The organism is Akkermansia muciniphila, from assembly GCF_018709685.1.
Taxonomy (GTDB): Bacteria; Verrucomicrobiota; Verrucomicrobiia; order Verrucomicrobiales; family Akkermansiaceae; genus Akkermansia; species Akkermansia muciniphila_E.
The window spans coordinates 100420-115684 of the sequence record NZ_JABDHQ010000007.1; the positions used below are offsets into that span (position 1 = coordinate 100420).

The following is a 15265-nucleotide window of genomic DNA, read 5'->3' on the forward strand; positions in this document are numbered from 1 at the left end:
CCATGGGTGCGGCGGCGCCTGGAGGGGAAGGGGATGCTGCTTCAGTTGGCCGCGGCCATTTGCTTGGAAACGGCGGGTTTGGCGGTGTCCGCCTTGTACACGTGCAGTTCCGCCAGGCGGACTTTGCCGCCTTTCTGGAAGAGTTTGACGCGCAGCCTGTTGGTGGTAATGGGTTCAAACGTCCTCATGCACTTGATGAATCCATTGCCCGGAAGCTGGAGCATGCGCAGCACTTCCGGCTCATTGGCGTACATGGCTTTCTGCGCATCGCTGACGCCGGCGGTAGCGGCTCCCAGGGAGCCCCAGTGGATGGGAATCCACTTGCCGCCCTTGTTGGCTTCAATGACAAGGCGGTTGTAGCCCTTTTCAATCTTGATGTCCACAGCACGCAGGGAGGCGGGGGATTTCAGGGTGAGTTCCAGCACCAGGGGATCGTCCTCCGTGGGGGAGGCGTCCAGTTCCTCAATGGTGGTGGCGTCCCGGTCCAGCAATTTGGCGGTGTCCACATGGCCTCCGGTGGAGGCTTTCAGCTTGTAGTCAGTGACTTCCTCCGTGGCGCTCCCCAGTAGCTTGAGTTCGCGCACGCGGCACTCCAGGCCGTGCCAGTCCGTGGAAACGCGGAACAGGCAGCGGGAACCCTGCGTCAGGCAGGAGTCGTTCGGGGAAACCCACGTTTTTTCCTTCTTCTTGTCCGTTTCATCATACACCTCAATCTGGTTGCCCTGGGAGGCGGCGGAGATGTACGTGCCGTCCGGCAGGTGGAAGGAGCACCCCCAGTTGCCGTGGTCGCGGATCAGGATGCCCGGCACCCACAGGTGGTTGCAGTTGGTGACCGGTTGGGCTTTTTCACCGCAGCCCACTTCAAAGCCGCCCACGGCGATGGGGCGGTCATATTCCACGTCCAGGTCATTCACGCGCCATTTAACTTTGGCGCTCATTTTCTGCACGCCCGGCTGGGTGGGGCCGCTGAGTTCCTTCTTGTAGGAGTATACGTTCCACTGGCCGCCGAATTTGGAATCAGGTGTCCAGGAGATGGTCTCCATGGGGGAGAAGGTGGCGGTATCGCTGAACTGCACCGTGCCGGCAAAGTCGTACTTGTAGGCGGAATTGGCCTTGCCCTCCAGCTCCTTGTCACGCTGGAGCCCCAGCGCGCGGCCTCCCAGCGGCTGCTGGACATCCACGTTCAGGGAGTATTCCCCCGGCTGGGGCTTGTCATCCTTCCGCTTGGGTTCAAAGAAGATGCGCACGTCCATGCCCAGGATCATTTCCGCACAGGTGGCCTTGGTGAGCTGGTCCAGGCCGGGGATGCCCATGATGGCCTTGGCGATAGGGAGGGCCCGGGAGTTGACGATGCTCATGAGCTTGAAGCGGCAGCCCTGTTCCACCGGAACGTTTTTCAGTTCCCGGATGGCGGATTTCAGGGAACCGGGCGCCTTGGCGCCCAGCGCCGCGTTCACCATGGACCAGTTGCGGACGTAGGTATTCAGGAAGCGGGATTCCGTGTCAATAATGGGGGGGACCTTCCGGAAGGATTTTGCCTGGAATTCCGGCTTGCCCGTGATCGCCAGGTTCTGGCGTTCCGCGCACAGCGCCGTGATCCAGACGCTGGTGCGGATGTAGGTGCCTATGACGGGGTCCGCCGTCATCAGTTCCAGGCGGTTGGGGTTTTGCATCATGCCGCCGTCAAACGGGCGCAGAAGCGTCAGCTTCCAGCGGAAGGCCTCCATGTTCTTGTAGTACGCTTCCGGGCTGGTGCGCCAGTAGGCGGGAAGGGCCCACATAATGGAGAGAGTCTCGGAAGAGTGGCCTTGGTCGCACCCGCCGATGGGGCCTTCCCCGTACATGATGCGGCTGTTTTTGGTGTACAGTTCCGGTCCTCCGCAGATGAGGGAGGCAATGTAATACGGACCGTGGCGGCCGGAGTAGGTGCCTCCGCATTCGCGGTTGGGTTCAAAGGTGAAGGCTTCCGTCATGCGGCCGTACGGTCCCATGCCGGTGGGGCAGATGGACTGGGCGTGGTCCATCATCTTGTCCAGCACGTCGTCTTCCGTGCGCGCCGGGGTCTTGCTGGCCAGCGCCAGGAACAGGCACATGTGGGAGCCGCCGATGCTGACGCCCGTGCCCGCGTAGCCGGGGTGGATGCCGTGCCCGGTGACGAAGTCGCCGTAGAGGACTTCATTCTTCATGCGCTGCACGCCGTTGCGGATGGCCGGAAGCACGGAGTTGTCCCGGTAGCGCAGCCAGTATTCGCACAGGAAGATGCCCGCGGAGGCCTGGGGGACGGCCCACCAGCACTGGGAACCGGAGAAGGCGATGTACTGCGCGGCTTTTTTGATGACGGGGTCATACTTGGGGTTGCCCGTGGCCATCAGGGCCAGTCCGGCCCAGCCCGTATCATAATGGTTGCCGCAATAGCCGCCCGGGCGCTCCCAGGAGCCGTCCTCCCGCTGCTGGGCGGCCAGCCATTCGCTCATCATGTGGACCACGGCCTTGCTTTTGGCGCAGTTTTTGGGGAAACCGGGCGCGTACGTGCCCAGCTGGGGAATCTTGAACGTGACGTTCTTCACGTATTTTTTCACTTCATCCGGCAGGGAGGAGGAGCCGCCCACCTGCACCGTGACACCTACGGAAGCCGCGCCGCCGGGCGTTCCGGTGCCTTTCAGCTTCCAGTCCCCCTTGGGGATGTCAAAGACCAGGGAAGAGACGGCATGGGCCAGCCACACCTTGCGTTCGGCGTCGTACTTGGCCGCCCCGTAGCCCACGCTGTATTGCAGCGGCTTGAGTTTGGTCAGCGGAATGGGCGCTCCGGAGCCTTCCAGCCTCAGGTCCGACCATTCAAAGCCGTCACTGCCGATGCCGTTGCCTCCGTCATCCACATGGAGGCGGAGCTGCTGGCCGCCCTTTACCGGAATGGAGAGAGCAATGGGCTTTCTGGCCCGTTCCTCCCGGAAGACTTCCTTCCAGAGCGGGGGGATGCCCTGGATTTTTTCCACGTTTTCCGCGGGGATGACATTGAGGGTGATTTTCCCGGCGCCTTCCGCCTTGTCCACCAGAAGGCCCGCGTGCATGTCCAGGCCGCGCCTGTCCTGGTGCTGGTAGGGGCCGTAGGGAACGTCCAGGCTGAGGGACGTCTTGAAGGGCTGGCCGTCAATCCCCAGGATCACGTCACCTTCCTTCACGTATTTTTCTGCGGGAGAGCCCTCAATCACCTGGGTGACCACGTACATGTTGGCTACCGGTTCTCCGTTGGGGTCCTGAAGGGACTTGGGGACGAAGCTCCGGAAATTGGCGTCCGGCCAGGAGGAGTCCAGTCCGCGGGCGCGGAAGCCCAGCGGGCCGAAGGTGGTGATCCAGCCTTTGGCTACTTCTTCATTGCCGCCGAACCAACTGGTGTACATGTTGGCGTACTGCTTTCTCCATTGGTTGAGGGTCATGGCCTTGGCGAATTTCTTCACGTAGGCGTTCACGTCCCCCATGTTGGTGGTCTGCTTGACGGCTTTTCCGCGGGGCCGTGCAGCGGGAGCAGGTTTGGCGGCGGCGTGTGCCGCCGGGGCGGCGGAGGGAGTTTCCTTTTGCTTGGCGGGAACGGCGGGGGCCGGTTGTTCTTCCGCCGCGGGCGTTTTGGTATCTTCCGCGGCCTCTTCAGGTTCCGGAGCAGGTTCTTCGGCTGAAACGGCGGAATCGTCCCCGGTCTCCTCCGCAGGGGCATCCGCGGACGGGGTTTCTTCCGGCTGTTCTTCTACAGCGGGTGCGCCGTTTTCCGCGGCGGCGGTTTCCTGTTCAAAGGGGTCTTCCGCCTCCACGGCGGGCTGGGCAGCTTTCTTTTCCGCCTTGGGGGCTTCCTTCTTTTCCTTCCTGTGCTGTGGCTTGGCGGCCTCCTGCGCAGCGGCAGGCTCTTCTGCCGGGGTCTGTGTGTAATGGTAAAGGCCGTAGGCGGCTCCCAGAAGAATCAGGAGGAGGATCCATAGCCCGGCGGAGCTTTTCTTTTTCCGGGGCTGGGAAAGGGGGATGGAGTGTGCCGGAGCTGCCGCCGGTCCGGGAGTAGCCAGGGCTCTCTGGTCGCGCTGGAGGGGTTCCACCGGTGAAGCCGGGGCCGCGGGCTGCTCCGCGGCAGGATGGACGCCGGGCAGGGCATAAACCAGGTACAGGGTGCCCAGGGCGGGGATTTCCCCCAGGGAGCCGGTGCGGAACTGGGCTTCAAAATCGTTTTTCAGCGGGAGGACTTCCCGTTCAATGTCCGTGGTTTCCGGATAGCGCAGTTTTCCGCTTTCCGGGTCGCGCACGGCGAGGCCCTGAGGGCAGAACTCGCGGACCAGGTACTGAACGTGGCCGGCGTCCGATGCGTAGTAAACGTGGCAGAGGGAATCCGTCTGCTTCAGGGACTGAATAAGATAGCCGTTGATGTTAAATCCGGAAGGCAGGGGGGGAGTGGTTTCCATGGTCACGAGGCAATTGATAATCCGGCTATTTACTACCACATCCGGAAGCCTCTTTCAATGTAAAAAGCCGTTTTTCAGTCCCGGCGTGTGACGCGATTAAATGATTATTTGCTTGAAACCATGGTGATTATGTGGTGCAAGCAAGGCTCGATTTTCCGTTTTTCCATTACGATCATGAGTTCCGATATCAGATTAGATGCCTTGCAGTACCATTCCCAGCCCCGCCCCGGCAAGGTGGAAACGCTGCCCTGCAAGCCCTGCTTTTCGCAGCGGGATTTGACGCTTGCCTATTCCCCGGGCGTGGCCGAACCCTGCCTCCGCATTCAGGAGGACCCTTCCCAGAGCGCTCTGTACACGGGCCGCTCCAACTTGGTGGGCGTGGTGACCAACGGCACCGCCGTGCTGGGCCTGGGCAACATCGGTCCGGACGCAGCCAAGCCGGTGATGGAAGGCAAGGGGGTCCTGTTCAAGGTGTTCGCGGATATTGACGTTTTTGACATTGAACTGAACGTGAAGGAACCGGAAAAGCTGATCGAGGTCATCAAGACGATGGAGCCCACCTTCGGCGCCATTAACCTGGAAGACATCAAGGCCCCGGAATGCTTCATGGTGGAGGACCGCCTGCGGGAAGAAATGAACATCCCCGTATTCCATGACGACCAGCACGGCACGGCGGTGATCTCCGGAGCGGCCCTCCTGAACGCCGCGGAATTGACGGGCCGCAAGCTGGAAGACATGAAGGTGGTGGTGGTCGGCGCCGGGGCTGCCGGCATCTCCTGCGCCCGGTTCTACATGACGCTGGGCGTTCGCCGTGAACATATTTACATGTTTGACTCCAAGGGGTTGATTCATACGGGGCGCATTGACCTGCACGCCACCAAGGCCCAGTTCTCCCAGTCGGAGGACTGCTCTCTGGATGAAGCCCTGACCGGGGCGGACGTGTTCCTGGGGCTTTCCACCAAGGGGCTGCTCACGCAGGACATGGTGAAGCTCATGGCTCCTTCACCCATCATCTTCGCCTGCGCGAACCCGGACCCGGAAATCACGTATCAGGACGCCAAGAAGGCCCGTCCGGACTGCATCATGGGGTCCGGCCGTTCCGACTGGCCCAACCAGGTGAACAACGTCTCCTGCTTCCCCTTCATCTTCCGCGCCGCCCTGGACGTGCACGCCACCGTCATCAATGAACAGATGAAGATTGCCGCCGCGCGCGCGCTGGCTGATCTGGCGAAGGAGCCCGTTCCGCAGGAGGTGGTGGACCTCTACGGGGGCACGCCCCTCAGCTTTGGCATTGACTACGTGATTCCCAAGCCCATTGATCCCCGCATCATTGAATGGGAGTGCCCGGCAGTGGCCCAGGCGGCCATGATTTCCGGCGTGGCCCAGTCCCCCATCCGGGACATGGAGGCCTACACGCTTGAACTGCGCAAGCGCATTGCCGCCGCCCGGGAGCGCGTCTCCGGCGTGGTGCGCAGCTACCTTTAACCGTTTCCGGCGGAAGGCCGGAAGTTACATGCCGCCGGTTGATGTATCCGGCAGCTGCACGGAACCGGGGGAACGTCATGTTCCGCCCGGTTTTTCATGCCGGGCGGGGCACTTGAATGACAGGAAACACTCTAAATATGCCGCGAACCGGAAAAGAGGATTGCGGCCCGGGGCTTCCTGCCGTATGAAGTGGGCAGACATGTCTGTTCATGGTGCTGCCTTGCTGAGTGCGGTTTTGGCCGTCTGTACATCATCCGCGTGGGCTGTTTCCACTGCTCCGGCGGAGCCTGTTCCCGTGCTCCCCGCTTCGGAATGCCTGCCGATGGAGAAAATGCTGGCGGAACAGTGGGAAGAGGCCGTTCCCCGGACGTTGGAGGAATGTGACCGTTATCTGGCGGCGGGGCGGCTGGCCAATGACCCATGTGTCCTGAAAACGGAGAAGGACGGCCTGGGCCTGGTGCCCGATGCCGCCTGGAAGGAGGAGGAAGGCTGGAAGGCGATGCAGGTTCACCTGGACGGCGCCCTGACCTTCATTTTTTTTGATGAGGCGGGCATTCCGGAGCCGTTCTTTCCGGGATTGTGCCGGGTGACGGTGGACCACCGTTCTTCCACGGTGGTCAGGGTGGGATACGGCGCGTGGAAGGCGGGGAGGGCCAAGGCCCTGTACCGGACGTCCTATTGCTTTGACCCTAAAGGTAAAAATATGGGGGAAATTTGCGATGTCTCTTTTCCGGACGGACGGAACTTCAATGAGTGGACCTTTTCCCACAAGCCTGAGGGGCTGTTTGCGTGCAGGGATGAATCCTGGGCCCTCTCCGGCCTCCGGTCATATACCCGCCATACCTGGGACATGAAAGACGGGCGCCTTCTCTGGTGGAGAATAGAAGAGATTCCTCTGCCGGACAAAGAGCTTCCGGTCCATGGGGAACTGGGCCGGCATGATGTTGCCGCCCTGTCGTCGCAGGGAAAGGGGAAAGCCATTTACGTCTCCATCATGTACTTTCCGGAGAAGGGCGGCCTGCATCCCTCCCTGCAAGTTAATGAGGATGTGAAGAAGAAGGAATTCCGGTGCCTGTTTTATGACGCTTCCGGCCACGGTACGGCCATGCTGGTCTACCGGGATGGAGTGCTGGACAGAAAGCAATCCTGGTTTTTCCAGCCGCGCATGGATGCCGCCGCCGTGGCGGCAAGGGAGAAAAAGGCGCGGAACAAGGAAGAGCGGCGGATGCTTAAACTCCTGTACCGCTTTGCCCCGTATGCGGAAAAGGCTGCGGAAAAAGTTCCCGGCCGTGGGGTGGCCATGCTGGGGTGATGAAGGGAAGAGAAGGGGGACTGTGGAAACGCCGTCCGCACCAACGCTTCCGCTTGGGGGCGCCCTGTGGCTGCCTGGCCGGGAAAGATATCTTTTCCTGTCGTCCGGCGCGGGGAGGGATTTCTTGATTCGTTTGTTGCCCATAGTTTACAAGGGCTAGGAGGCCCTTGTTCCCAGCAGCGCGGCCATCAAGGGACGCAGATGAACGGGCATATTCCTGCGGTTTGGACAGATCACGGCCAGCCGGGAGCGGAGGTTTGATTCGTTCATTTTCCAGATTAGCTCTCCTGCGGGCTGCACGCTCCGCATTTCGGCCGGGCACGTTCGGTTTCCCTTCCTTCGTACTGAATTCTATCCGGAGCGTGGCGGAGGCATTGGAAGCACGCGCGGCAAACTGCCGCATCTTCAATTTCCCGCCAGCGCGTTCCTGACGTGTTCCGTCTGTTCCCGGTCCGGGATGAGTTCCACAAGCGTCTGGCTGTTTTCAGCCAGGGAGTCAAGCTGGTCGAAGTCCTCCGCCGTGCGGACCACCAGGTAACGCATGCCCCATTGTTCCGCAATGGCCTTGAAGGAATGGGCGTGGGGCTGCACAAGCAGGTTGCGCATGGCTTCCGGATGGCTGGCCGCTCCGGGCAGGGAGCGGAAGATGCCGCCCCCGCCGTTGTTGATGACGCCGAGCACGCGGGTTCCCTTGTCCAGTTGGGGGAGGAGGGCCAGCGCGTTGGAGTCATACATGGCGGTCAGGTCTCCCACAAGCCCCCAGGAGCGGGAACACCGGGCGGAGACCCCCAGAAAGGAGGCGATTTGCCCGTCGATGCCGTTGGCTCCCCGGTTGGCGCGGACGTTTTCCGTGGGAATGGCCGTCTGGGCAAAGCTGTTCCAGTACCGCACGGGCATGGAGTTGCCCAGGTAAATGCAGTCGCCGTCCGCGGCAAAGCAGGAGAAGGCGCGCACCATGGCCTGCTCGCTGTCCGGGCAGGTGATGAGCAGTTCCTCCATCAGGGCTTTTTTCCGCTTGTTCATGGCGCGCAGGCCGTTGACGTCCCCCACGCTGTCCACATCACCCAGCGCGTGCAGAATGGCTTCCAGGTCTCCGGTGACGACGGCGGAGGGCCGGACCAGCCCGGAAAAACCGGTGCGGGTGATGGAAAAGACTTCCGTGGAGGGGATGTCCTCCAGGTCACGCCAGAAGCGGGCCACTGGCACGTCCCCTATTCTGAGCAGGACGGCAGGCGGGTTTTCCCGCAGCAGGGCATCCGCATCCGTCAGGGCCAGGTGCGCCAGTTCCTCCCGCAGGCCGGAGGTGGCATCCGCCACCACAGGGGCTTTCAGTTCATTGGCCAGCCACAGGGCAGGGGCCTGTTCCGTGGGGTCCAGCCCGCCGAGCATGACCACCAGCCCGCCGCGTGATTTGAAGCGCAGGGCCTGGGCCAGTTCCGCCAGGGAGCCCCGGAATTCGCTGTCTTCCGGCGGTTCCGCCGGGTAAAGGTCGCAATTGCCGGGGTTCCAGGCGGGGTCCGGGTCCGGCAGGCAGACGTTAATGTGCAGGGGAGAGGCGTAGTCCCAGTCTTCCAGAATGTCTTCCGGCAGGCTGTCCGGCGTTTCCAGGTCAATCGTGGGCGCGTAAACGCCGAAGATGTCCGCCTGTTCAATGGCCTGCGGAGCCGCGGAGCCGCGGTAGTCCGCCGGGCGGTCCGCGGTGAGCAGAAGCAGGGGGCGGCGCTCATAGTACGCCTCCACCACGGCGGGAAGGAGTTCCGCCGCCGCCGTGCCGGACGTGGTGACCACGGCTACGGGCAGCCCCATGTCCTGAACGCGGCCCAGCGCGAAGAAGGCGGCGGACCGTTCGTCAAAGTGAGTCCATTTCACCAGGTCCTCCGCGGCGGCCAGCATCTGGAGCAGCGCCATGTTGCGCGCGCCGGGGCAGACCACCCATTCACAGATGCCGCCCAGGCAGCACTGGGCCAGCAGGGATTTGACGAAGGATGCGGAGGTGCTCACGGGAATCAGCCTTGTTTTTTTGCCGCCTTGGCCGCTTTTTCAGCCAGCTTGGCCTTTTCCTCTTCGGAGAGAATACGCGGGAAGACGGGGGCCGGGTCATTGATGCAGTGGCCTGCGGGAAGGATTCCCCAGGCCAGCGTATCCGGCGTGCGGCCCTGGAACAGGTCTGCGGCGTTGAGCTGGTCCAGGATGCGGGCGGAAGCGTCCGGCAGGACGCAGCCGATGAGGTAGCCTGTCTGGGCGCAGCATTCCAGCAGGTGGCGCAGCACGCAGCGGAGGCGTGGCGCGGCGGACTCATCCTTGGCAAGCTGCCAGGGCTGCTGCTGTTCAATGTACGCGTTGCAGGCGGAAACCTGGGCGTTCAGGGCCGCCAGGGCGTCAGAGACCATGTTGTCATCCATGAATTTGGAGAACAGGGTAACGGCCTGGTCCATGGTGACGCGCAGGGCCTTGGAGGCCTCGTCATCGTATCCTTCCTCACCGGAGAGGACGGACTCGCAGTAGCGGCGCGTCATGTTGATGGAACGGTTGCACAGGTTGCCGAGGTCGTTGGCCAGCTCCGTATTGTACAGCATGACCAGGCGGTCCGCGTCAAAGTTGGCGTCCTTTCCGGTGGTGATGTCCCGCACCAGGTAATAGCGCACGGGTTCCGGGCCGAACTGTTCCGCGAGCAGGTTGGGGTCCACCACGTTGCCGATGGACTTGGACATTTTTTCTCCGTTGATGTTCCACCAGCCGTGCACGAGCAGGGTGGGCATTTCCTCGTCGGAGAAGCCCATGGCGTGCAGCATGGCGGGCCAGTATACGCCGTGGGCGGGCACCAGGATGTCCTTGCCTATCACTTCGCAGTCCGCGGGCCAGAGTTTGGAGAATTCCGGCAGGCCGCTGTCCGGTTCCGCCAGGTACCCGGCGAAGGAGACGTAGTTGATGAGGGCGTCAAACCACACGTAGGTGACGAATTCCGGGTCAAACGGAAGTTCGATCCCCCAGGAAAGGCGGCTCTTGGGGCGGGAAATGCAGAGGTCCGAGTCAAAATCGATGGCGTTGAGCACTTCCGCCTTGCGGAAGGCCGGAAGAACGAAATCGCTGCTTTTTTCCACGAACCGCTTCATCCACTCCACATGGTCCGTCAGGCGGAAGTACCAGTTTTCTTCCTCCAGTTCCACTACTTCACCCCATTCCGGGCCAAAGTTGCCTTCCGCGTCCCGTTCCTTGTCCGTCAGGAATTGTTCCTGCCGCACGGAGTAGAACCCCTTGTAGGATTTTTTGTAAAGCTGCCCCCTGTCTTTCAGGTTCGTCAGGATTTTCTGCACGCAGGCCTTGTGGCGCGGGTCCGTGGTGGAGGCCCATCCGTCATTGCTGATGCCCAGGCGCTCCCACAGAGCCAGGAATTTGGCCGTGATGTTGTTCACATGCTCCTGCGGCGTAATGCCCAGTTTTTCCGCCGTTTGCTGTACTTTCTGCCCGTGCTGGTCCACCCCGGTCAGGAAATAGACTTCCTCCCCCTTCATCCGGTGCCAGCGCGCGAGAACGTCCGCAAGGACTTTTTCATAGGCGTGCCCGATGTGGGGCGGTCCGTTGGTGTAGTCAATGGCCGTGGTGATATAGTACATGCGGGGAACGATACTCCTTTCCTTTTATTTTGCAAGCAAAGTCATTCCCTGCCAGTGTTCGGGGAATGAAGCCGGCGTTTGCCCGGATGCCGAAGGTTTTTTCCCGGACGGCCCCGGGACGGCATGAAAAGAGGCGCCTGGCCGCCCTTTTCTTTCCATGACTCTTTGATGCGGGAAGGGATTAGTCTTTCTTCAGGAAAGCTATCACGAGGAAAATAAAAGCAATGATGGTGAGCGCGATGGATAAAAGCGCAATTGTTTTTGTTGCCCAGATGGTTGTGTCTATGGTCAATGCCGCAGTCACCATGGAGAAACCGAAAATAATGGAAAAGGCGATTCTATTCATATCCTTGCCATAATAATCCATTTTTTCTTGAAGACAATCATTTACAGGCGTTTCCTGCAAATGGGGGATTCCAGCTCTTTTTTGAGTGCACCGCTCCGGCGTGCGGAGAGCAGGCCTGCTGAAGGTTCTCTCCATGACAGGGCAAAGGGGGGCGTGAAAGCCCCCCTTTCCTGAATGAACCGTGCCGGACGGACCCGGGCTTCTGTGATCAGAAGCCGCGCACCCGGTAGGCCTCTTCCAGCTGGTTGAGCGCCTGTTCCAGGATGGAGCGTGGGCAGCCCGCGTTCAGGCGCATGAATCCTTCCCCTTCCTTGCCGAAGATGGAGCCGTCATTCAGGGCCAGGCGCGCTCCGTCCACAAAGAAGTCCGCCAGTTCCTCCTGGGAAAGGCCCAGTTCCCGGCAGTCCAGGAAAACCAGGTAGGAGGCGTCCGGAAGCATGGCCTTGATTTTAGGCATGCGGCGGCGCAGTTCCCGGTCAATGAACAGGATGTTTTCCTGAATGTAGTCCAGCGCCTGCTTGAGCCATTCCTCCCCTTCCGGGCCGGAGTAAGCGCTGATGAGCCCCTCATACGCAAAGACGTGGCCTTCCGCCAGCTCCCTGCCGCTGACAAAGCTCTGGTATTTCCCGAAGAGGGCCGGATTCTGGCAAATCAAGTAGGAACTGCCCAGGCCGGGCACGTTGAAGGCCTTGCTGGGCGCCATGTACGTGACGGAGTTCATGCGCGCCTGTCCGGAGACGGTGGCGAACACGGTGTGCGTGTGGCCGGGAAGGGCCAGGTCCGCGTGAATCTCGTCAGAGACGACCAGCGTACCGCTTTCCGCGCAGATTTCCGCCACGCGGCGCAGTTCCTCCGGGCTCCACACGCGGCCTCCGGGGTTGTGCGGATTGCACAGGATGAACATGCGGCAGCCGCGGACGGCCTCCTGCATGTGGTCAAAGTCCATGCGGTAGCGCCCTTCTTCCAGGATAAGGGGGTTGTTCACGATTTCCCGGCCATTTTCCCGGATAATCATGGCGAAGGGATGGTACACGGGCGGCTGGATCATGATCTTGTCCCCCGGTTCCGTGAAGCACTGGATGGCGCTGGAGATGCCGGGAACGATGCCCGGCGCGAAGCCTATTTCCGAGGCGCGCACTTCCCAGCCGTGGCGGCGGCCCACCCAGTCCCGGATGGCTTCAAAAAAGGCGCGTGGCTTGACGGTGTACCCCAAAAGCTCATGCTCACAACGGCGGCGGATGGCCTCCATGATGAACGGGGGCGTTTTAAAGTCCATGTCCGCCACCCACAGGGGGAGCAGGTCATCCCGGCCCCAGCGGGGCAGCAGGGCTTCATATTTCAGGGCGCCGGTGCCGCGGCGGTCGATCACTTCGTCAAAGTCGTACTGCATGGATTTGTCCGCGTAGGCAAGTGTCAGGAGATGGGGGTAACGCCTTTCTTCAGGATGATATTGCCGTATTTGGCGGTTTCTCCGGTGATGACCACGGCATAGGCCTTTTTGGCCCGTTCATAAAAGGCGTAGCGCTCCATTTGCTCAATGTCCCCGTCATAGTTCAGGGCCTTGCGGTATTTGTCCTCCACCGCGGGGTCCAGGGAATCTCCCGGAACCGGGGCCATCATGATGACGGGGGTGGCGTATGCGTCCAGTTCGAAGAGGGGGATGACGGCGGCCAGCAGGGCGTCCGCTTCCAGTCCGTCCGCCCTCAGCACCGTGGGGTTGAAGGTGTGGCCGGGAAAGTGGGCGTCTGAAAAGACGATTTCATCGCCATGCCCCATTTCCGCCAGGATTTTCAGCAGGGAGGGGCTGATGAGGGGAGAAATATTTTTTAACATGCGCGGGAGTATACCAAACACCCGCGTTCGGAGACGATCACAAAATCAGGTGTCCGTTATATTAGTTCTCCGTCAGCGGGAGGCCGCGTGAAAGCAGCGCCGGACGCATTCTTCCATTTCCGGCATTTGCTCTTCCATGCTTTCCACCAGCTTGAGCTGGGTGCGCGCCCGGTGCAGGTTATGGCGGTTCCGCTCCGTTTTAAAGTAAACGTCCCCTTCCAGGTAGTCCGTCAGGAAGCGGATGCCGGTTTCCAGCGTGATGAGCACCCCGGAAAAGGCCAGTTTGGAAACTTCCAGCGGCGTGATGAAGTCTCTGGCAGCGTCCAGGTAACCCCTGGTTACGGCTTCAAACATGGGCATGCGCAGGAAGGTTTTGTCCAGGTCTTCTTCATCCTCCGCCGCGGGAGAGGTCATGGTGCGCACCATGTCCCCAAAGTCGTACAGCACGCTGCCGGGCATCACCGTGTCCAGGTCAATGACGCAGACGGCCTTGTCCGTTTCCTTGTCCAGCATCACGTTGTTGATCTTGGTATCGTTGTGCACGATTCTGACGGGGAGTTCCCCCCGTTCCTGAAGGTCCAGCAGGACATCCACATACCGTTCCCGGCGGCGGATGAAGTCCAGCTCCCTCCGGCAGGAGTCCAGTCTTCCGCGGGAATCGTGGGCAGCCGCTTTTTCCAGGCGGTCAAAGCGCCTGCGGGTATGGTGGAAGAACGGGATGGTCTCATGGATGTCTTCCGGATTCATGTCGCACAGGAGCTGCTGGAACGCGCCAAAGGCGCGGGCCGCTTCATAAGCCTGGCGGGGATGTTCCGCCACGTCAAACGTATGGGTGCTCTCAATGCAGTTGTAGCAGCGCCAGAAGCCGGAGCCGGGAATTTCCAGGTACTTGCGGCCTCCGCGGGCGGAATACAGGTTAAGCGTCTGGCGGAAGGGCGTTTTCAGCACCCGGAGCATTTTCCACCGGATGTGGTTGGTCACCTTCTCCACGTTGTGCATCACGTCCCGTGGGCACTGGAAGACGGCGTCATTGACGCGCTGAAAGATGTAGCGGTCCGTGGTGCCGTCCATTTTCCGGTAGGCGGCCCGGAAGGTCAGGTTGATATGGCCGCTGTTGATGGTGTCGCAATGGAGGAATTCCCCGGCAATGGCGAAGGCGTCGCCCAGGGCGGCAACCTGCTCCTGGAGGGAATCAGTATGGAAAACGGCGGACAGGGGCATGGCAGGAAAGAGAAGCAGGCCCCCGGCGCATTGCTTGGAAGCGCCGGAGGCCGCAGGGATATGGATGAAGGGGAGGCTTAGAAGGAGTAGGTAACCCCCAGGCCCGCTACAAACGTGAAGTTGTGGTAGATCTGGACGGGGGCTCCCAGGGAATAACGTTCGGTATAGATGCGGTGGTTGGCCGTCCTGCCGCCGTTGCCCAGCCAGACGGTGCTGATGAACGGGGTAAGGACCAGGCGGTCTACCGTTTTAAAGGGAACGGCCACGGTCAGGCCGATGCCCTGCGTTCCGTTGTCATTAATGGAAGTTCGGTCAAAATAACCGGCGGTAGCGTTCCACGTTCCCGCCACGATGAGGGAGACGGCCTGGTTAAAGTCATATTTGTAGCCCAGGGTGTTGGTGAACCACCAGCCGGACATCCAGCGGAAGGTGTACTGGACGCGGCAGTCCCAGAAGAAGTTTTCAAGCCCCTTGCCGAACTCGTGATGGATGTCCAGGACGAAGCTGTGCTCCTCAGCGCGGGCGTGGTCAAACGCCGGGAAGCCGGAGGTTTCTCCCAGGTGGCCGTTCATCAGGCCGGGCAGGCCGCCGTTGACGAACTGGTAGCCCAGGGAGGCTATGGTATACTCGCTGAACTTGCGGGTGACGCCCAGCAGGGCCGTAGATTCATCGGAGATGCCGATGTGGCTGTGGGTCAGGTTGTTCTGGGTCAGCCACTCGTATTTCAGCCCGGCAAGCACGGCGTATTTGTCATTGAGGTCATAGGAGCCGACGGCCGCCACGGGGATAGTGTGGTTGGTTCCGGAAAACTCAAAGGAAAGGCCTCGGCTGACGTATTCGGTAGCGTAGCCCGTCGCCAGCATGGCGGAAAACGGGCGGGAGGCGTCATAAGAGGCATTCAGCGCCCGGAGGGGGACATGAATATCTGCGGAAGCCATACCGGCGAGAGAGAAAGCCGCCGCGCACACGGTTGCGGTAATAGTTGTATATTGCATGTTTCGCCGCCATAGTAATG

10 protein-coding genes are annotated in these 15265 nt (G+C 61.0%); 2 read left to right on the forward strand and 8 right to left on the reverse strand.

Annotated elements, in window-relative coordinates; all coding sequences use genetic code 11:
- Positions 1 to 41 precede the first annotated feature (41 nt).
- Positions 42 to 4439, reverse strand: a complete 4398-nt coding sequence (locus HHJ06_RS06445; protein WP_215428531.1) for a DUF6288 domain-containing protein — start codon at positions 4437 to 4439, stop codon at positions 42 to 44.
- Positions 4440 to 4613: 174 nt separating this feature from the next.
- On the opposite strand from HHJ06_RS06445, the gene HHJ06_RS06450 reads away from it, so the two are divergent.
- Both HHJ06_RS06450 and HHJ06_RS06455 read left to right on the forward strand, forming a co-directional pair.
- Positions 4614 to 5924, forward strand: a complete 1311-nt coding sequence (locus tag HHJ06_RS06450) for a malic enzyme-like NAD(P)-binding protein (RefSeq protein WP_215428532.1) — start codon at positions 4614 to 4616, stop codon at positions 5922 to 5924.
- A 220-nt stretch (positions 5925 to 6144) separates the two neighbouring features.
- Positions 6145 to 7236: a hypothetical protein gene (locus tag HHJ06_RS06455; RefSeq protein ID WP_215428533.1), complete on the forward strand. Its 1092-nt coding sequence runs from the start codon at positions 6145 to 6147 to the stop codon at positions 7234 to 7236.
- 405 nt (positions 7237 to 7641) lie between these two features.
- On the opposite strand, the gene menD is transcribed toward HHJ06_RS06455, so the two are convergent.
- The 7 genes from menD to HHJ06_RS06490 all read right to left on the reverse strand — a co-directional run bounded on the left by menD (position 7642) and on the right by HHJ06_RS06490 (position 15188).
- The gene (gene menD, locus HHJ06_RS06460; protein WP_215428534.1) at positions 7642 to 9237 is read right to left on the reverse strand and encodes a 2-succinyl-5-enolpyruvyl-6-hydroxy-3-cyclohexene-1-carboxylic-acid synthase; all 1596 of its coding nucleotides are present in this window, start codon (positions 9235 to 9237) and stop codon (positions 7642 to 7644) included.
- Between the two features lie 5 nt (positions 9238 to 9242).
- Positions 9243 to 10850: a methionine--tRNA ligase gene (gene metG, locus HHJ06_RS06465; protein WP_215428535.1), complete on the reverse strand. Its 1608-nt coding sequence runs from the start codon at positions 10848 to 10850 to the stop codon at positions 9243 to 9245.
- A gap of 181 nt (positions 10851 to 11031) precedes the next feature.
- A complete protein-coding gene (locus HHJ06_RS06470; RefSeq protein ID WP_215428536.1) occupies positions 11032 to 11331 on the reverse strand; it encodes a hypothetical protein in 300 nt (99 codons plus the stop codon).
- A gap of 73 nt (positions 11332 to 11404) precedes the next feature.
- Positions 11405 to 12586, reverse strand: coding sequence for a MalY/PatB family protein (locus HHJ06_RS06475; protein WP_215428537.1), 1182 nt, complete (start codon positions 12584 to 12586; stop codon positions 11405 to 11407).
- A gap of 23 nt (positions 12587 to 12609) precedes the next feature.
- Positions 12610 to 13029: an L-fucose mutarotase gene (fucU, locus tag HHJ06_RS06480; protein ID WP_215428538.1), complete on the reverse strand. Its 420-nt coding sequence runs from the start codon at positions 13027 to 13029 to the stop codon at positions 12610 to 12612.
- Between the two features lie 72 nt (positions 13030 to 13101).
- A complete protein-coding gene (locus HHJ06_RS06485) occupies positions 13102 to 14250 on the reverse strand; it encodes a phosphotransferase enzyme family protein (protein ID WP_215428539.1) in 1149 nt (382 codons plus the stop codon).
- A 77-nt stretch (positions 14251 to 14327) separates the two neighbouring features.
- Positions 14328 to 15188 (reverse strand): hypothetical protein, encoded by an 861-nt coding sequence (locus HHJ06_RS06490; protein ID WP_215428540.1) that lies wholly within the window; start codon positions 15186 to 15188, stop codon positions 14328 to 14330.
- Positions 15189 to 15265: the final 77 nt, after the last annotated feature.

What these genes read in the sequence shown, in the direction of transcription:
- HHJ06_RS06445 (WP_215428531.1), bottom strand. Translation starts at nt 4,439, where the DNA reads ATGGAAACCACTCCCCCCCTGCCTTCCGGATTTAACATCAACGGCTAT.
- HHJ06_RS06450 (WP_215428532.1), top strand. Translation starts at nt 4,614, where the DNA reads ATGAGTTCCGATATCAGATTAGATGCCTTGCAGTACCATTCCCAGCCC.
- metG (WP_215428535.1), bottom strand. Translation starts at nt 10,850, where the DNA reads ATGTACTATATCACCACGGCCATTGACTACACCAACGGACCGCCCCAC.
- HHJ06_RS06470 (WP_215428536.1), bottom strand. Translation starts at nt 11,331, where the DNA reads ATGGAGAGAACCTTCAGCAGGCCTGCTCTCCGCACGCCGGAGCGGTGC.
- HHJ06_RS06475 (WP_215428537.1), bottom strand. Translation starts at nt 12,586, where the DNA reads ATGCAGTACGACTTTGACGAAGTGATCGACCGCCGCGGCACCGGCGCC.
- fucU (WP_215428538.1), bottom strand. Translation starts at nt 13,029, where the DNA reads ATGTTAAAAAATATTTCTCCCCTCATCAGCCCCTCCCTGCTGAAAATC.
- HHJ06_RS06485 (WP_215428539.1), bottom strand. Translation starts at nt 14,250, where the DNA reads ATGCCCCTGTCCGCCGTTTTCCATACTGATTCCCTCCAGGAGCAGGTT.
- HHJ06_RS06490 (WP_215428540.1), bottom strand. Translation starts at nt 15,188, where the DNA reads ATGGCTTCCGCAGATATTCATGTCCCCCTCCGGGCGCTGAATGCCTCT.